This window comes from Paenibacillus marchantiophytorum, assembly GCF_014640555.1.
Taxonomy (GTDB): domain Bacteria; phylum Bacillota; class Bacilli; order Paenibacillales; family NBRC-103111; genus Paenibacillus_E; species Paenibacillus_E marchantiophytorum.
This window is the reverse complement of the sequence record NZ_BMHE01000020.1, coordinates 17,312-36,793: the sequence shown is the minus strand read 5'-3', so window position 1 is coordinate 36,793 and position 19,482 is coordinate 17,312. Positions and strand designations below refer to the sequence as shown.

Sequence of the window (19,482 nt, the reverse complement as noted above, 5' to 3'; positions counted from 1 at the left end):
ATGTAAGGGTGTCATAAAGAAGAGTTGACAACGAATATGAGGAGGATTTACTTAAATGAAAAAATTACTAGCGTTAGGACTTACCGTGAGTTTAGCTTCAAGCTTGGCCGCATGCACATCGGGCACGAAGGAGCAGCCTGAATCAAGCGCTGCGACAACATCTTCAACCCCGTCAGCCAATACGACGACAACCAAGAAAATTACGGTTACTTCTATCGAGGGCACATGGTCGCCTCAAATTCCGGGTGCGACTGGCGACGGTTTGAAGAAAATCAACGAGAAGTTCAATGTGGCATACAAGCCGCAGTATGTCCCTTTCGATGAATATGGAAGCAAATTACCGGTCGTTATGGCTGCTGGGGATTTGGCTGATGTCATCGGAATGGAGAGCGCAGATGCGAATTTTTTCAAATGGGCGAAGCAAGGTGCGTTCCTTCCATTGAATGAATATATCGACAAGTATCCTTCTTTGAAATTGGTTCCCAAAAGTGTGTGGGATGCTGTTACCGTAGACGGGAAAATTTATGCAATTCCGCAATATTTCCCTGCGAAATATGGAAAAAAACCCATTATTCGTAAAGACTGGCTAGATAATCTCGGTCTTAAGATGCCAACCAACTATGATGAATTAAAGAAAGTGGCAATCGCGTTTACGAAGGATGACCCGGACAAGAATGGGAAAAACGATACTTATGGCTTTGGATTGTCTAAGCAGATCGTATATGGTGCCCAAATGGGTGCTGCGTGGGATTCGGGATGGTATAACAAAAACGAGCAAGGTCAATTAATTCCAGGAATTATATCGGAAGGGTTCAAGCAGCAGACGCAATTTCTTGCTGACTTGTACAAAGAGGGAGCGATTCACAAGGATTGGGCAATCTCTAAGAATGTCGACATCCGTAAAGACTTCTATGCTGGGAAATACGGGATTTGGTATGAGCAGCCTATTGGGACTCCTGAAGATCTCCTCAAGAGTATGAAAGAATTGATGCCCACAGCTGAGCTTTCCGTTATTCCAGCTTTCAAACAAGCGGATGGTGGACAAGGCTTTATGGCACTTTCCGGATACTATACGCTGACCATGTTGAATGCTAAGATAAAGAGCGATCCCGATAAAATTAATCGGATTCTGCAAATGCAAGACTACTTCCGCACGTTCATACCTGTTGACAATCGTAACCCTCAGAATGCTGAGTTCGACTGGGCAAACGGAGGGGTAGGCGTAGGGTATAAGATGGTGGATGGACTTCCGTTAATCGACATTTCAACCGTGGAACAGCGGCCTACAGGTTATTTTAGTGGTGTAAGTGGTTGGGCACCAAACGATGAAGCCAATGAAGCTGGAAAAGTGTTGACTAATCCATTTGCCAAGAGCTTCGTGAATTCATCTGTTGAATTGTTAAAGAATACTAAATTTTATATTAATCCTATAGACCGCATTTATTCAGAGGTTTTCGCGGCCAAGGGAGCAGAGTTGAGCTTGATTACTCAGGAATGGCAAACGAAGATGATCGTAGGGCAGGAGCCGATTTCCAACTGGAGTAAGATGGTCGACGAATATATGAAAAAGGGTGGTAAAGAAATGATCGATGATGTCAATAAGGTGTTACTGACGTCTGGGATCAAGGGCGAGTGGAAATAAGCTCATCTCATTAAAGCACGCAATGAACCGTCCGATGATCAGATCGGACGGTTTTTGGACGATGCTGCGTTATACAGAGAAAGCTTACTGTTGTTCATTCCTGCGAAATTCACTGGGCGTGAAGCCTGTGGATTTCTTGAACATTCGGTTAAAGGAGTTAATGTTCTGGTAGCCTACGAACTGTGCAGCATCTTGAATACGAATGTCTGGATTAAGCAGCAGCTTCTTCGCTTTATCGATTCGAACTGAATTGACATAATCAACAAAGTTATTGCCCGTCTTTTCTTTGAAATACGTAGACAAGTAACTGCGAGTGATATGCAGCTTATCTGCCATGATATCCAAGGTGATATCCTTCTCATAGTTATTCTCAAGATACTCATAAACGTAGTGAATAATGTGGTCTCGCTTATCTTTGAGTTCTCTGACAAGCAGGGCTGATCTCTTGATAACGGAGGACAAAAGTGTGTCTAGTTGCTCATAAGTATGACAGTTCTGCAATTCAGTGAAAGTCTGGCGGAGAAACGTGTGGTCGATATTACGCTGTTGAAGATTTCTTTGTGTATGAAGCAAGATGTATTCAGCGAATTGATGGACACTTTGAGTGCTCTCATTACTTTTTCTTATTCTAGCGAGCACCCGTCTCACCAATTGGAGAACAACAACATCATTCCCGTTGTATAGATTGGCATCTAGTTCCTCTTCTTGCGCTTGTGTTAATCGAATATCCGCAGCTTGCAGCTCAGTTTCCACGATAATCTGAGTTTCATCATCGAACTTCCTCTTTTTAAGCTGTTCAAGCCCACTCTGATACGCGTCATTCCAATCCTCGCTACCACCTGAAGCCGTGATCGTAAGGAAGCAATATTCCCTTTCTGCTTCCATCATGTGATTAATTTGTTTAAGTGTGTGATTGATATTCGGATCTGTGATTTCTGTGAAAATAATAGACAGGATTTGATCATTTTCCATCTGGAAGGTCAAGGAGTCCGAAAAAGTCTCCACAATAATCCGATTGATATATTCTCTGATAAACACTGTGGCGCGTTCCTCATCTACCTCCAAACGATACAGATTAGCTTTGTAATTGACTTTAAACAATACCAGAACAAAGGGGCGATCCGATGGAAGCCAAGGTGTACTATCCCCTTGCTGATGACGTATCTTCTTTAATACATTGGAATAAGCGTAGTACCGCAGCAGAGACTCTTTCTCTGACATATCCTGATGCATATCCTGGTTAGTTTTGAGAATGTCACTTATTTTGTGATGGATGATATTAAATTCATTAATTCCACTCTCCCAAGGTGGATGGCTATTCCACTTCTGAATACCTTCAATAATCCGCTTAACAGGTGTGTTGAGTCGAACGCTAAGCAGGAAGGAAGCAATCAAGCTAATAGCAATGGTGAGAATGAGCAACAACACAAATGAGAAATTCCAACGCACCTGACTCGAGATTGTGTTATCTGGAACCACATGAATATAAGTTAGTCCGCTCGCGCCTTTTTTATAGAAGTAGTAGATATTATCCTTAATCATATAACCTGAATGATATTTGAATTTGGGTAATGAGACTTGATTGGCGCCTGGAGAATGATACATGGGTTGATCAGCTTCATTTATGATATAAAACTGGTCGTCGAGGGTCTGATGCAGTTGGGCGTAAATGGTGTCTGCCTCGACCATAGCGATTAAATAAAAGTTCGGAAGCTGTTCATTCTTGACGACAATGGGCAGTAACGTCCGTTCACCCATTCGTCCTGTAGAATCGGACTCAGCAAACGAAGAAGCAGGAAATACTTGAAATTTATACGGTAAAGCATATTGATCGTTCCAGAAAGAGGCGTTGTAATCCTTGCTATTGTAATAGCGATCGAACATGGTGTTGACATCAGTCCCACGGCTTTTTTCAAGCGTATAGCCAGAATTCTGATACATTAATAATATATTTTCCAAGTATAATTGTCGATTGGACATCACTAATCGAAGCTTCTGCATCGTAGAAAGCGCGTTCAAATAATTAATGGACGGATTTTGCACTTCCTCTAGTTCTAGTGAAATGGCTAGCACGGAACTATGAATGACAGCTATTAGATTCTCATAGTTTTCGGTTGTTTTTTGCAAGCTGAGTGTATTATATTTAATGATCTCATCTTTAATCCCCCCCCTGTAGTAGACGACGGAAAATAAAATAAACGAAACCAATAGAGCAATTATGATTAGAAAACTGAGGAATAATCGGATGAATAAAGAGGAGGTTTTCTCTTTGAGCCTAAGTTTGAACAATGCTTTTAATGGGAATTTATGATTGGGCATATGCCTCACCTGCCTTAAGACTGAATAAAATCAGATATTTTCTTTCGATATTCACCTGATCGTTCCATACACGATTTGAATGTCGATTCGGGTTGGTTAGATCTTCACGGTGTATTTTCTCGCCAGCATTGACGGCCCATATTTGAACATGGTGGGTAGGCATGAAAGTCTCCTTCATTCATCATATATTTTTCATTTAAACATGAATAGCAACAGTTTGATATCATCATATCATTTACTTTTTCACATATTGTTAGCTTTTAAGCTTTGGTAAGGCCTTCATGGATGTTCCATTAGTATACATGCTTACGAAACGCTTGTCGTAAATGGTTTCACGCAAATACGAGATTGCAAGCATCCGTGAATTTTTGCACACGCTTACATCGATATGTTCACTACTTCACCAATTTATGATTTTCGTAAAAACGATGAAGTAACTAGAATAACGACGATATTCAGTTCCCAATAAATTAGATATGGTGAGTGCATGAGAGGGGGGTATTTTTTTCTGGTCGTATCCAGCGGTATGTTGTAATCCAGTTAATGTTTAGTAGGTGTATATTACTTTATTGAAAAGGGGTTAGTTAACTGATGAAACTTAAGTGGCAGTCAAACTTGCAGCTTCTCTTATCCTTTCTCATGGTTCTCTCCATTTCCAACGGTTTGTTGGGCAGTCAGGAAGTTCAAGCAGTTGAGGCAAGTAATGTCAGTGATATAAGCGTATTTAGTCAGACTTATTCTGTCGCTCCGACAACGGAAAACTTAGTGGTAAATCCAGGCTTTGAATCCGGAGATACAGGTTGGGAATTTTGGGATGGTGCCTCCTCCGTTGTCAGTAACAATGCCAACAGTGGTACAAACAGTGTAGTGGTAAGTGCCGGAAATACAGGATTTGCTCAGAATATTACCACGGGTGTTGCAGAGAATGAAACCTACTATTTTGAAGTCTATGGAAAGGTCGATAGCGGTCAAGATGGTCGCATTTTTGTTACTTGCCGTGATTCAAATAATCAGGATCTCTATACAACTTCAATGAGTAATTTCGTAATTGCATCGACAGACTATAAGCTGCGATCTGCAATCTTCACTGCACCGCCGGGTACAGTGAAGATTCAAATCTGGACATGGACAAATCTTCCAACTGGTAATTATTATTTGGATGATTTTGTGCTAAGAAAACATAGCGGTCCAACACCAACTGATAATCCATACCCGGCCCCTCCTGTGCTGCCGCCAGCCGAACATCCACGTCTGTTCGTTAGGGCAACTGATCTGGATGAGATCCGCAGCCGCCTAGCGCATGCAGAAGTAAAGGATGCTTGGGAACATATGCTGGATGCTGCTGGACAAAGCTTTACCGGAGAACTTCCAGCTCCAAGTTCCAAAGAAAAAAATAATCAGGACAATGTTATTATGAAGACGATCCAAGCTAAGGCTTTGTTGTATTTACTGCAAGCAGACGAAACAAGTGGCCAGCAGGCCGTCAGCATGATGACTAATTATTTGAACACTGTCGTCTTCCCACGTCACGATTATCGTCCGATTGGTGAAGCTCTTACATTGGGTTCCATTGTATATGACTGGTGTTACCCGCTGATGACCGCATCACAGCGATTGCATTTCATTCAGCGCTTTGAGACTATAGCCGAAGGTATGGAGATTGGCTATCCTGCGATTGGACAGGGTGCTGTAGTTGGACATGGCAGCGAAGCGCAACTGATGCGTGATCAGTTAAGTGTTGGTATTGCGGTTTATGACGAGAATCCAGCTATATATAACCTAGTAGCTGGGCGGTTCTTCGCTGAGTATGTGGAGCCGCGTAATTATGTATACGCTTCTAATGCTCAGCATCAGGGTGATTCCTACGGACCTTATCGTTATCAATGGGATGTGTTTGCCTCATGGATATTCAAGCGGATGGGTGCTGGTGACGTATTTAATTCCGATCAAGGGAAGACCCCCTATGAATGGATCTATGCGCGTCGTCCCGATGGGCAGCTCATGCGTAACGGTGACACGTTTCAATCACAAAGGCCATTCGGCGAATATTGGTCTGAGCCTATGCCGAACATGCTGCCTGCCAGCTACTATCATGATCCTTTTTTGAAGAATGAATTTCTGAGGCAAAATAGTTACAACAAATCAGCCAAGGATGATCTGTGGGTTATATTATTTGATGACCCTCAGTTGGGGACAATGAATGAACAAACGCTTCCGCTCACCAAATATTTTCCCGAGCCTTCTGGCCAGATGACGGCTCGTACGAGTTGGACAGGAGGTATACAGTCTTCTACCGTCGTTGCGACGATGAAGGTTGGCACCACCTTGTTCACGAACCACCAGCATATGGATTCTGGACAGTTCCAACTGTATTACAAAGGTGGTTTGGCCATTGATTCGGGCATTTATGATGGTACGATGGGGGGATACTTTGGTTCCCACGATCTTAATTACAATAAACGCACGATTGCGCATAATACGATGTTAGTCTATGACCCTAACGAAACTTTTCCAGCTGGTTCGAATGATGGCGGTCAGCGTTTCTTATATGAAGAACCTGCTACGATGCAAGAATTGCTTAATCCCACGAATAATTATGAAGTTGCTGACGTCGTCAAACATCAGTTCGGTCCGGATGCAGTTACACCAGATTATAGTTACATAAAGGGAGACCTTACTAAAGCGTATACGTCCAAGATGGAGGATTTCAAACGTTCTTTTGTATTTCTTAACCTGAAGAATGATGATCATCCTGCTGCGTTGGTTGTATTCGATAAGGTAACTTCTGCTGATGCCAACTTCAAGAAAACTTGGTTGCTGCACAGCGAGAACGAACCTGACATATCAGGCGATACAGTCACCCTTGAACGCACAGAGAAAGGTTATAATGGCAAATTGGTCAATCGCACCTTACTGCCGGCTAGCAATAATGCTGAAATCACCAAGATTGGCGGAACAGATAAAGAATTTATCGTCAATGGTGTCAATTATCCGCAAGCACCCTGGTCTGAGGATAGCACAGAAGCGGGTGCCTGGCGTGTGGAAGTTTCTCCGAAGGCTAACGCCGAAACAGATGTATTCTTGAATGTCATGCAGGTGATGGATGCAGTGGATGGTCCTCAGCCGCTGGCTACGGAATCAATCGTTTCGAATGAGATGGTTGGTGTGAAAATTGAAGATCGAGCTGTGCTTTTTTCCAAAAGTGGTGTTGATATAACCAACACAGCCAGCTTTGAACTGCCAGTATCGAACAAGGATGTCCGAGTATTGGTGACTGACCTAAGCACTGGCTATTGGACGGTAACTAAAGCTGGGGAAACGACTTCAGTCGAATATGAAGTAACGCCTGATGAGGGTACGTTATATTTTGCTGCTACTGCCGGAGGTACGTATATCTTACAGCATTCTCCAACAAGAACTTTATCCGTACCAGTAGCGCTTGTAACATTACCGGTACAAGCTGAGAAGGATGCCGTAGTTATGCAAGTTAATGGCGTTGATTTCGCTTTTCATTCAGAACTGGCCTTAAGTGATGGTCAGGTAATTATTCCTTATGAACGGCTGGCTGCTGAGCTTGGTCTGACAACCAATCTGCAAGGATCGACTTTGACAATGAGTCGCCGAGGAACAACGGTTGAGATGACCATTTCTAGCAATGTGATCACCATCAATGGTCAATCCGCAACGCTGCCAACACCGGTAACCCTTAGAAATGGAGTCGTTTATATTCCACTTGAGGTCGCCTCTATAGCCAATTGGGCGGTGGTCAAGTGGGATGAATACTCCCTGAAAGCGAAAGTATTTTCGGTTCTACCGGTGACCGAATATAAAGTAGTCGAGATCGATTCCAGTACGACCGCAGATGTTGCTTTACAAGCAGCTGATGGAGATCTGAATACCGTATGGACCGATCGTGTACCGGGCGCCTACTTGGTCTATGATCTCGGTGAAACTCGGAAGTTCGATCATATCGATCTCGCCTGGCTCAATGGGCTGGATCGTTACTATCAATACCAGCTGTTGACATCACCGGATGGCAGCAATTGGACATCCAGATATGCAGGGGAGAGTTTAGGAAGCAATGATACCTATGAAGCAATGTATTTTGCCCCTGTATCTGCTAGATTCGTTAAGCTAATTGGGAACGGATATCGCTCAGATCTGGGAGGAAGCGGTGAAGTATCGCTCAAAGAGATGCGCATTGCTACGCCGTATTACAAGGTTGAAGCTGTACGGTCCTCTAGAGGCAAGGGAGAAGAGGCCATTGACGGCACTTTGGGAACGATGTGGACGGCCGAAGATAAGGGTTCATGGATCGAATTTGATCTGGGTGCATCCTACACGGTGGCCGGACTGGGCAGTTCTTGGTACGTAGGAGAAGAGCATTTATTCGAAGTGTGGGTCTCAGATGATCAGAAGCAATGGACGACTGTATTCCAAGGCAGCAACAGCGGAACCACGAGAGGCATGGAGGATATCTTCTTTACACCGATCGGAGCAAGGTATGTTCGGGTAGTTGGGAAAGGTGATTGGAATTCAATATGGGAAGCAGTCTTGTATAAACCCGGGGTATCGAATAATGCGAACTTAAGTGGCTTAAATGTCGATAGTGGAGCCCTTAACGAGGATTTTGCCACAGGAACGAAAAGCTACACACAAAATGTTGCTAACCTTGTGACAAGTATAAAGGTCACGCCAAATTTGGAGGATACCTCGGCAAGGGTCAAAGTAAACGGTATAGCAGTTGCGAGCGGTCAGGCGAGCCAACCGATCTCACTTGGTGTAGGGTTGAATACCATTGAGGTGGTAGTTACTGCGGAGGACAATACGATGAATACCTATACCATTAAGGTAACCCGTATGGCAGGTCATACCTCGGATGGCGAAGTGTCATCAGGCGTGTTGGCAAGTAAAGATACGAATTTATCCCAAATGAACCTTGTAGCCGATGGGAAGACGCTGGGACTATCTCCAGCGTTTTCACCGGACATTGTTCAATATACAGGGGAGACGGATGCGGAATGGATAGAGCTTCAACTAGCTGCCACAGATTCGAAAGCGGTTGTAAAGCTGAAAGATGAAACGATTGGCTCTGTAAAAAGAGTGCCATTACTAATCGGAGACAATAAATTGATTGTTTCCGTTAAAGCTGAGGATGGGTCCACGAAGACCTATACGCTAAGCATTAAACGTATTGCGGCTAAAGACCCTTCAATTCCGACCTTGGCATGTTCGATTACGGATATCGAACATCACTGGGCTAAGCTTGATATATGTAAAGCAGCGGCGCTTGGAATTGTCGAAGGTGTATCTGTAAATAACTATGATCCTGACGGACAGGTAACACGAACAGCGTTTATTGTCATGCTGCTGAAGACCCTTCAACTATCTACAGCTAAAGAATCAGCTTTATCTTCATTCACTGACAGCAGCAGCATTCCGGAGTGGGGACGATCTGCTATCCATACAGCAGCAGCTATGGGATGGATCGAAGGATATTCGGATGGGACATTCCGTCCACAAGAGCGTATTAACCGATTAGAAATGGCGGTTATAATCTCAAGAGCAATGAAATTGGAGAAGGGCACTACCCAACAGGCTATTGCTGATGATAACCAGATTCCAGGCTGGGCAAAATCCTATGTAGAGGCTGTCTATGAACATGGACTTCTAGAGGGAGCGGCAGGTAACCAGTTTGTTCCTTATGGCGTAACAACTAGAGCTGAATCCGCTGTGATCATGCTAAGGATTTGGAATAAACTTCACTAATGAACTATGCATACATGACTAATGAAGTAATGTTGGCGTACGGTAGAGGTGCATGAGGATCTGCTGTACTTCATCTAGAGGGAGATACGAATGAAAGTAAATGTACAAGATAACAACATATTGCCTCCGTTTTCTTCTGAAAATTGGCAATCGTGGACACCAAGACAGGAAATAGCTCCGATATTTGATAAAAGGTTAGAATGTAACGAGACGTTGCTGATCATATCATCAGAGGACTCTTTTCAAGCTTATGGGGCTTGGTATTGTGAAATACATGGTGTTCTTGATGGTACTTCATATGAAATCATGGCTGACTATGAAACGAAGCAGGTCGATTATGAATCCGTATCTGTAAATGTAATTGTGACGTGGATGGATCAATCAGGCAAATGGTTAGGTAGAGGGTATATAGATACGTACGAAATTACGGACGACGGCCTTACAAGACTAAAGCAAAGAATGGATCCGCCAGCAGGCTCGAGGTCAGTGAAGATTGAACTTGAATTTCGTTGGTCCCAAGGCGGCTCGGTTACTTTCAGGCAAGTATCACTTCGTCCAGTTGAGGCAGCTAGGTCACGTAAGGTTAAGCTGGTGACCACCTATGTGAATCCAAATGGTGATCATAGATCAGATCTTTCCGCTAATTTACAGGAGCTGCTAAATACACTTGAGCTTGCAGGACACGAACAACCAGATCTGGTTTGTTTATCTGAGACCTTGTATGATCGTTCCTCTGGCTATAGTGTCGAAGAGATCGCACAAACTCTGAATGGTGAAGTTGTGAAGGCTATTTGCCAAAAAGCGAAAGAGATCCAATCTTATGTCGTATTTAATCTTTATGAAAAAGATGGTTTTTGTTTGTATAATACAAGCCTATTAATTGATCGCAGCGGAGAAATTGTTGGTCTTTATCGCAAGGTTCATCTTCCCCTGTTTGAAGCTCAAGACGGTATAACACCGGGAAGTGATTATCCCGTTTTTACTACGGATTTCGGAATAATAGGCCTATTGATTTGTTGGGATCAGAGTTTTGTAGAGTCTGCGCGGTGCCTTCGGATGAAGGGTGCGGAAATTCTCTGTATTTCTACGGCAGGTGAATCGAAGATCCAACAGATCGCTCGAGCCGTTGATAATGGCATGTATGTGGTAGTTGCTGGAATTAATGGTGATATGGTAGATGATGGAACCGGCAAATGGGTCTGTAACCCTAGGAGTAAGCCTAGTCGAATTATTAACCCTAATGGAGACATTTTAGGTGAAATCGGTCCAGATGATTCTAAAGTGTTAGGGGTAGAAATCAATTTAAATGCCAAATTTATGGAGTATTGGATGTCGGTAGGGCCAACTTTTGGTGAAAAACGCAGCTTGTTCGCTCGTGAAAGAAGACCGGATACTTATAGTTAATGGAGTAAGGTGAAGTGAAAATGGAGGCTGCTCACCAGGTTTTCAACCTTTGGAGACAGCCTCTTTGCATTATGCTTCACTCGATAGCACCGGTATGCCGCAGATTGAATTTTACGTGCACGTTGATTTTTGCTTCTTTGAACATGAGATGCCACTTGTCTTTGGTTAGCTTTGCGTTTCTGATGTGAGAGCGATAAACCTCACCGAACCCAACAGCATCCGATTCATTCGTCTGCAAACTAGTCAGGAAGGCTTCTATTTCCTTCTTGAGTTTCTTTTCGATTTCTTGCTGCAGCGCAGCAATGGCTTCGGCCTTGTCAAGTGGATAGGGGACGGAGATTTCTTGTAGATCGCCAAGGATGGACACTGATAATGCAAACTCTGGCTTTTTCGTGTCAAGAAGCTTAATGGAACTGCTGCTTCGCGCATTGGCAAAGACAAGCTTGACCTCTGTATCTGGATGTTCCAAATACTGCGCTAACTTTTCGGTGCCAACAATCAGCTCGTAGTATCCCGCCTTCTTGGTATTGCAAATTACTTTAAGCAGGAATCCTTGTCGTGGCGAAGCTTCATGGACCATGCGGTCATCATGAAATAAAGCGAGGCCCTTGATATAAACCTCGTTTCCCCTTCGTTTCAGCAGAGGTATAACGGGATCTTTGCCTACACTGTAATAATCACGCAGAAAATCTTGCAGAGTTGGGGAAGGGAGTTCCTCCCGCTCTGAATTTTGTTTTAAATTTTCATAAAGGTACATGCCAATATTAGAAATTTCCCGATAGCGATGGGTTAAAATGTGTGAAGCTTCATCATCGCTTACGCATAGGTAAATCATATCGCCAAGGGTGGGGTCACGGGATAACGTATCAACCATATCGATGATCCCTTTGGAGGCAAGTTTTTTGCCGTACATGACGACTCGCACCTGCCCGCCAACCAAATTTTTGCTCAGCTCTCGATTCGAAGAAATGCGCGAACCTTTACTGGTAAAAGCTGTACTAGCTACGACCTGCGTCTTTTCTCGGGCGCTTGGATCGATTTTTTGCAAAACTGAGGTTGTCAGTATGCGTTCGTTCTCCAGAGCGTCATACCCGATAATAATGCCGAGTGCCAAGTTTTCCAAAATGGATGGTTTGACACATCCCGAGAACAAAACGGTTGTGCTCAACAACATAGTTAGACAAAAGCGTTTTCTCACGTATTTCACTCCTCGTAAATCATCCTAGCGAAGAAGGGCTCTTTTCTTAATGGCATGCACGGTTTTCACCAGTAGAAAAAGAAGGGGGGGATAGTACAAGATCACATAGGTCGACACGGAGTTCATGAGGGAATTCATCTTGTATACTTGTCCATGTTTATGGAACAGAAAGGAGGAAGCGAAGAGAAGGACACAGAACACGGCTAGCGACCGCTTTTGATTTATTTGAAAAACACGCTTCATTCCGCGTAAAATGACCCATGTGAATAGCATCAAATTGCATACAAGAATCAGCATCCAAATTGGAATAGCAATGTATTCGAAGCGTTCAAGGAACGGAAAACGGATAATTTTCAAAAAGCTGAAAGTAGCCCAAATCGTTTTTGGCATCTGATTTTGACTGTAGTACACGATCGAGATGGTCATAACGAACAAATAAAACAGGTTGCTTAAAAGTACGCCGATTTGTGCGTAGCGATTCGTATTTTGCGGGTCGCGAATAAACGGGTACAGAAAGAAGATGATCTCGAACCCAGCGACCGTCAGCGGCATCTTGCTCGCTCCTTCTAACACCTGAGAGGGGGTAGCTTCCATGATCGGCAGCAAAAAACTCCAATGGGCATGCTGCACCGCCGCATAAAAAAATAGGGTGGTTACGATCCAACCTGCAAAACCAAACAGACACACGCCAATAATTACTCGAATTCCGCCAGTCACCCCATAGGCGATTAGCATGATAAGTAGCAGCATAAGGAGCCATGTCGGGAAATCGGAGAAGATCCACGACTGCACAGTTTCGATATACGTATGGGAGATCGTTAAGACGTAGAATGCGAAATAGGTCATAAAGGCGAGGCTTAGAAGCCGTCCTACCCATTTTCCGAATAGGGCATAATGAATGCCAAACAAGTCCGCGGAATCATAATGCGCCAGCGTGCGAATCATCAACCATATGGAAAGATGTGTAAGCAAACCGGCTAAGATGACCGAGATCCAGGCATCATGGCCCGATGATTTAAAAATAACGCGCTGGAATCCCAGTACACCTACGCCCAATTGAGCCTTACTTATGACAAAGACAAGTAAGAAAGCTTGAAATAGTAGTCCTTTCCTCGGTTTATCCGAGATTTCCATTGGCTATCACCCGTCTACTCGTCAATGTCTTTTTTCTGCTTCGCTTGTTCCTTATTGAATCTTTGCTTATTCGGCATGCGGGTAAAGGTAGAACGTCCGGAGAGCATTGGAAAAGGAAGTCGGAAAACGGTATCCATCAGGTCCCGCCATCGTGGTGGAAAGATCGGGTGCAAATACGGATGTCCCAGACTTGTTTGACGTAAAAGATGGATGATCAACAAACTAATCGTGAACACGATGCCGATACCACCCCAAATCCCCGCTGTAATAATCATCGGAAAACGAACGAAACGGATACTGATGCCCATTAAATAAATCGGTGTTGTAAATGATGATAGAGCAGCCAAGGCAACAATCATAATCAGAATATTGCTTGTGAAACCCGCCTGAACGGCCGCTTGTCCAATAACAATACCGCCTACGATACCCATCGTTTGCCCTACTTTAGTAGGCAGTCTAGCCCCTGCTTCCCTCAGTAATTCAATCGTAATCTCCAGAAATAACGATTCAAACAAAGGCGGAAAGGGTACTTTGGAACGCGACTGGGCTAATGGAACGAGCAGACTCGGCGGAATGACCTCATAATGGAAGGTTAAAGCTGCCACATAAGCGGGTGTCATAAGGATCGAGATGAAGATAGCTAGAAACCTCAATCCTCGGATGAATACGGCAATATTCCAATGCAGGTAATGATCTTCCGGTGATTTGAAAAAATCAAGGAAGGTGCTCGGTCCTACGATGGCAAAATTGCTGCCGTTGACAAGGAGAACTACTTTACCCTCCAATAAGCTAAAGCCCACTCGATCAGGTCGTTCGGTTAAGATCAATTGCGGGAAGATCGACATGGAATTATCTTCAATAAACTGAACCAGCAGGGAACTTCCGATGACTCCGTCTATTTCGAGGTCTGTGATTCGTTGGCGCAGCGTATTGACCGTCTGCTCCTCTGCTACATCGCTCAAGTACAGCAATTGCACCTGTGTCTTCGTTTTTACGCCAATTTCCAACGATTCATTACATAGGTTTTCATTGGCGATATAACTGCGAACAATCCCCAAATTCGTCTCGATGGATTCGGTGAAGCCAATTTGCGGCCCGATCACATTCGTTTCGATTTCGGCGATGGATGGTGTGCGTTCCGGTGGTTTAGCGGTATTAACCAGTATGGCATCGGAATATCCAGCTTTGTAAACCACGGTCCAACCGCGAAGCAGCGAGGTAATGGCTTGTTCCATTTCACACGTGAGGACAGTCAGACCCACAGGAATTAATGGACAGAGGTCTTCCATCGTGAATGGTTCCAGCTTGATGTGCTGCAGCGCGCTGAGCAGTTGACTGTTAACGAGATTGGGGTCAGCTAAATTCCCGAAATAAATGATAGTTAGGTCATCTTTGGCGTGCTTAACAATAAGATCTGCACAATTAAGCTGCAGCTTCGTTAGTGTTTCTTCGAAAATATCAACAGAACCCGGTAATTTCATTCCTACCACCTTTATCCTTAGTATCCATTTACTATTGATATTTTATGCATGGATGTATAGAGTCAGGGCTGTGGCGGGCACTTGGTCATATTGCTTAAATAAAGACTAGTCGTTATGATAAGAAAAATAGAAATTGAAGAAGAGTGGAGGAGGAAGATGAGTGGCTCAGTGGAGTAGGCGATTGCATGCATTGGAGCTAAAAACGAAGCTGACGCTGCTGCTTCTTATCATCGCCGTCATACCGCTTGCGTTTTTGGGAACGTTCTCTTATCGGAAGGCATCCAGTGAAATTCAGATTAAAGCCTGTGAAATTATTTTGGAAAACTTATCGCAAGTAAACTACAGTTTAACCTATTTCGTGAAAGATATTGAGCAATTATCCATGTATATTTACAGCAATAGAGACATTCAGAAGATTTTGGCGAAGCCCTCAGACCGCAGCATGCAAGAGAAATACCAGGATGAACAGACGGTAAATCAAATATTAAAAAGCTTTCTAGGTTTCAAGGTATGGGATATCGAATTGTATGTGCTTGGAGAAAATGGTGATCGATATTTTACCGGGGATTTACTGCCCAATGTGTATCGTGACTATAATCCGAATTGGGGGCTTATCCGCAAAGCAAGGATGGCCGGAGGCAGTGTTGTCTGGGATACGAATTACTCGCTGAAAAAGATGGAGGATTACGGTGCGGTGCTTAGCTCTGGGCGCCAGTTGAAGCAGGTCGGATCGGGCTTGCCGCTGGGGTATTTTGTTGTCAATATTATGGAGCCTGCGCTCGCCTATAAGTACGATAAGGCTCATCAATATCCAGGTGGAGAGGTTTATTTGCTTGATAGCAATGGGTATATAATCTCCAGCTTGCCTTATAAACAGCAGGTTGGGACTCGCCTTGACAAGCCTTATATGACGGAAGTGCTGCAAGGAAAGAAAGGCTTTTTCCGCAACCAAGTAAAGGACAGCCAATCCGATAACATGGTGATTTATGACACCTCAGACACTTCGGGCTTCAAGCTTGTAAGCGTGATTCCCGTCAATGCTTTGACGCAAGAGAGTTCAAGTATTCGCAATTTGACGATATTCATTGTTTTGTCCGGGATGTTGATTTCCTATTGTCTTGCTTATTTACTAGCTGAATATATTACTCGTCCGCTTCGCAAGCTTAGGTTATTGATGAAGGATGTGGAGAAAGGGAATCTGGATGTGGTGTTTACTTCGAAATATCAGGATGAGGTTGGACATTTAGGCTTGAGTTTTAATAAAATGCTGCAGCGGATCAAACATTTGATCGATCAAATTTATGCGAAGCAATTGAAGGTGCAGGAGGCGGAGCTCAAAGCGATCCAAGCACAGTTTACTCCGCACTTTCTGTACAATGCGCTAGATTCGATTAATTGGATGGCGCGCATCCACCGAATAGAAACGATCAGTAATACGGCTGTCGCTTTGGGCGAGCTACTGCGTTTCAGTATTAACCGAGGTCATCCTATTATCCAAATTCGCGAAGATCTCAAGCAAATTCATAACTATTTGAAAATCCAGGAGGTCAGATACCGGGACAAAATTGAAGTGCAGCTGCACATTCATGAGGATATTCTTGATCTGTACGTTCCTAAGCTATTGATTCAACCGATTGTGGAAAATGCAATCAGCCATGGGCTTGAGATGAAGAAAGGCTCTGGTTTTCTGAAGATTGAGGGGAAGCGTGTGGACAATTGGGTGCAAATCATCGTGGAGGATAATGGGGTAGGCATTGCCCAGTGGAAGCTGGCGACGTTAGCTGAGGATGATAGCTATATCTCTGATCGTGAAGGGAAGACGGGTATCGGACTGAGCAACTTGAGACGACGCCTTGCGCTGCACTTTGGATCTTCCTATCAGCTTGGCATTGAAAGTGAAGTTGGGGTGGGTACAAAGGTGCTTCTGCGTATTCCCGTCATTACTCATCCGTCGGAGGTAGATACGTATGTATAGAATCGTTATTGCGGATGACGAATGGCTGATTCGTGAGGGTTTGAAACAAACCGTAGATTGGGCAGACATCGGCTGCAGCATTGTGGCAGAAGCGGCTAACGGGGAAGAGGCTTTGCAGGTTGTGCTGGAACATAAGCCTGACATTCTGATTACCGATATTCGGATGCCAGGGATGGATGGGCTGAGCCTGGTCGCTCAGGCGCGCAGTTTGCTGCCGCAATTAATGGTTATTTTCTTGACGGGCTTCGATGACTTCTCTTATGCGCAGCAGGCCATTAAATTGCAGGCTTCTGATTTCGTGCTGAAGCCAACGAACCCCGATGAGTTGATCAAGGTCGTCGCTCGTGTGTGCGAACAAATAGGCAAAAGCAGAGATCATGCTGCAACGCTGCAGAATCTCCATGAACAATTGGAGCAAGGTCAGGTCTTAATTATGCAGAAATTGCTGCATGATCAGATGCTTGGGATTGCGGATGATGCATCCTCCATAATGCTGGAGGAACTGCTGCGTGGCTGTCAGTTGGAGAAGGAAGGTTTTCGCGTTGTGCTTACTGAAGTTGATGCGAGACTACTCAATAACCCGCCAGGCATGTCCCTGTGGCATAAAGTGGTTGGGTTAATGGAAAGCCGCAGCTTGAATAGAGCGATACAATTCGATGAGAGTCGGATAGCGTTTATCATGCTCAATGGTTCAGGCGACATCATTCTGCATCTACGGCAGATCGCGGCTGCGTACGAAGGCAATTTTGAATTGAGTTTTGGCGTAAGCCTGACATATCACAAGCAAGAACATATGCGCACGGCGTTTCGTGAAGCTTCGGTTGCGCTGCGGAATAAAAGGCCCGGAGCGGAGCAAACTATCAGTGAATTCGGTGACATTCTGCAGTGGACAGGGCAAGCTGCACTTCCTAACGCGGACAATTTCCGGCAGATTGAAGCCTACATTCAAAGTCGATTTGCCGAGGATATTTCGTTAAGCAAGCTGGCTGCCCTGCTTCATATGAGTGAAGCTCACTTCAGTCGCTTGTTTCGCAAACGCGTCGGAACGAGCTTCATTGACTATGTGACGCAAATTAGGATGGAGCAAGCCAAACAGCTACTAGGTCTTCCTGATGCTAGGATCAACGAGGTTTCGGTATCTGTCGGCTATCAGGATGCCAGATATTTCAGTCAAATTTTTCGGAAATATACCGGGAAAACACCGACCGAATTTCGCAATGGTCGCGGATACAATTAGCTTGAATGGCACATATATGTAAGTAAAACGTACATTGAAAAAGAAGCCCACCGTGTTTGAAGGTGGGCTTTTCTATGGTCATCCAAATGAATTCGGTTACAAAGTGATCATTTTTTTAAACAATTAGGAAATTTCGTCGCATTGTGTAGTTAAAGCGTAATCCGTATAGTTAAATCATAAGGAATTGTTAATAAACCTTACATCAAACGGAGGTCGACAAAATGAGAAAAACGTGGATCACAGGGGTATCAGCAACCGTACTTTTAGCTTCAATCGTAAGTGGATGTGGGACAAGCACAACAGGCGGTGCAAGTTCAGCTTCAAGCTCCCCGTCTGCCAAAGACGCAGGAACGACGAAGGCAACCGCGGCACCTGCTGGTAAGGGCAAGTTGACACTTTATTCACCGAATGCCGCTGAAATTAATAATCCGATTATTAAAGAATTTCAGGACAGAACAGGGATTGAAGTACAGCTAATTACAGGAGGAACCGGCGATCTGCTCAAGCGCGTTCAGGCAGAAACGCAGAATCCGTTAGGCGATGTGTTCTGGGCAGGCGGCGCGGACTCGCTTGAGGCTTACAAACAATTCTTTGAGCCTTATACAACCAAGGAAATCGACAATATTCTACCGGCCTATGTGGATGTTACTAACGTATGGACACCTTTTAATGCTTTGCCAATGGTCATTACGTATAATAAAGAGCTTGTCAGCGAGAATGATCTTCCTAAATCATGGAAGGATTTGCTTGACCCTAAGTGGAAAGGCAAAATCGCTTACGCCGATCCTGCTAAATCAGGTTCCTCCTATACACAGTTGATCACGATGTTAACCGCTTTTGGCCGAGATGACGGCAAAGGCTGGGATTATGTGAAAAAGCTGAACGCCAATTTGGATGGCAAGCTCCTCTCTAGCTCAAGCCTCGTACAGCGCGGGGTGCCTGACAAAGAATTTGCCCTCGGGATCACATTGGAAGATGCCGCCATTCGCTATATTGAAGGCGGATCGAAGATCGGGGTGCTGTATCCTTCGGAAGGAACATCAGCAGTACCAGATGCAGCAGCCATTATCAAAGGGAGCAAAAATTTAAGTCAAGCCAAGCAATTCATTGATTTCCTTGTCAGCAAAGATGTGCAAGAGTTGATTCAAAAAGAATTCAAACGCCGTTCCGTGCGTAAGGATGTTGCTCCTGTAGAAGGACTGCCGCAAACCAAAGATATCAAGCTTGTGAACTACGACTTTATCTGGTCTGCAGCGAACAAGAATGAAGTGATCAAAAGATTCTCCAAAATTACAACAGGGCAAGAATAATCAGCAGAAGGGA

The 19,482-nt window shown here is 44.3% G+C and carries 11 protein-coding genes; 6 read left to right on the top strand and 5 right to left on the bottom strand.

What is annotated here, in order from left to right; genetic code table 11:
• The first annotated feature begins 55 nt into the window (after positions 1-55).
• Positions 56-1,642, top strand: coding sequence for a type 2 periplasmic-binding domain-containing protein (locus tag IEY34_RS18965; RefSeq protein WP_189014039.1), 1,587 nt, complete (start codon positions 56-58; stop codon positions 1,640-1,642).
• Positions 1,643-1,726: 84 nt separating this feature from the next.
• Here IEY34_RS18965 and IEY34_RS18960 read toward each other — a convergent pair whose 3' ends face one another.
• Both IEY34_RS18960 and IEY34_RS18955 read right to left on the bottom strand, forming a co-directional pair.
• Positions 1,727-3,961, bottom strand: coding sequence for a helix-turn-helix transcriptional regulator (locus tag IEY34_RS18960; RefSeq protein ID WP_189014037.1), 2,235 nt, complete (start codon positions 3,959-3,961; stop codon positions 1,727-1,729).
• Positions 3,948-4,124 (bottom strand): hypothetical protein, encoded by a 177-nt coding sequence (locus IEY34_RS18955; RefSeq protein ID WP_189014035.1) that lies wholly within the window; start codon positions 4,122-4,124, stop codon positions 3,948-3,950. The genes IEY34_RS18960 and IEY34_RS18955 overlap by 14 nt, the downstream gene beginning before the upstream one ends.
• A 428-nt stretch (positions 4,125-4,552) precedes the next feature.
• Here IEY34_RS18955 and hepB point away from each other — a divergent pair, with 428 nt between their 5' ends.
• Positions 4,553-9,730 carry a heparin/heparin-sulfate lyase HepB gene (gene hepB / locus IEY34_RS18950; RefSeq protein WP_189014034.1) on the top strand — a complete coding sequence of 1,726 codons (5,178 nt, stop codon included), beginning with the start codon at positions 4,553-4,555 and terminating at the stop codon, positions 9,728-9,730.
• Between the two features lie 90 nt (positions 9,731-9,820).
• The gene (locus IEY34_RS18945; RefSeq protein ID WP_189014031.1) at positions 9,821-11,134 is read left to right on the top strand and encodes a carbon-nitrogen hydrolase family protein; all 1,314 of its coding nucleotides are present in this window, start codon (positions 9,821-9,823) and stop codon (positions 11,132-11,134) included.
• 76 nt (positions 11,135-11,210) lie between these two features.
• Here the strand turns inward: IEY34_RS18945 and IEY34_RS18940 are convergent, their stop codons facing one another.
• From IEY34_RS18940 to IEY34_RS18930, 3 genes are read right to left on the bottom strand one after another with little or no spacing between them, the layout of a single operon-like run.
• Positions 11,211-12,332 carry a Ger(x)C family spore germination protein gene (locus IEY34_RS18940; protein ID WP_189014029.1) on the bottom strand — a complete coding sequence of 374 codons (1,122 nt, stop codon included), beginning with the start codon at positions 12,330-12,332 and terminating at the stop codon, positions 11,211-11,213.
• A gap of 24 nt (positions 12,333-12,356) precedes the next feature.
• The gene (locus tag IEY34_RS18935; protein ID WP_189014027.1) at positions 12,357-13,466 is read right to left on the bottom strand and encodes a GerAB/ArcD/ProY family transporter; all 1,110 of its coding nucleotides are present in this window, start codon (positions 13,464-13,466) and stop codon (positions 12,357-12,359) included.
• 14 nt (positions 13,467-13,480) lie between these two features.
• Positions 13,481-14,947, bottom strand: coding sequence for a spore germination protein (locus IEY34_RS18930; RefSeq protein ID WP_189014025.1), 1,467 nt, complete (start codon positions 14,945-14,947; stop codon positions 13,481-13,483).
• 160 nt (positions 14,948-15,107) lie between these two features.
• Here IEY34_RS18930 and IEY34_RS18925 point away from each other — a divergent pair, with 160 nt between their 5' ends.
• The 3 genes from IEY34_RS18925 (at position 15,108) to IEY34_RS18915 (ending at position 19,469) form a co-directional block, all read left to right on the top strand.
• Positions 15,108-16,922, top strand: a complete 1,815-nt coding sequence (locus tag IEY34_RS18925; protein WP_189014023.1) for a cache domain-containing sensor histidine kinase — start codon at positions 15,108-15,110, stop codon at positions 16,920-16,922.
• The gene (locus IEY34_RS18920) at positions 16,915-18,159 is read left to right on the top strand and encodes a response regulator (protein ID WP_189014020.1); all 1,245 of its coding nucleotides are present in this window, start codon (positions 16,915-16,917) and stop codon (positions 18,157-18,159) included. Before IEY34_RS18925 ends, IEY34_RS18920 begins: the two co-directional genes overlap by 8 nt.
• Positions 18,160-18,380: 221 nt before the next feature.
• On the top strand, positions 18,381-19,469 hold the full coding sequence (locus IEY34_RS18915) for an ABC transporter substrate-binding protein (protein WP_189014018.1): 1,089 nt from the start codon (positions 18,381-18,383) through the stop codon (positions 19,467-19,469).
• The last annotated feature ends 13 nt before the right edge of the window (positions 19,470-19,482 follow it).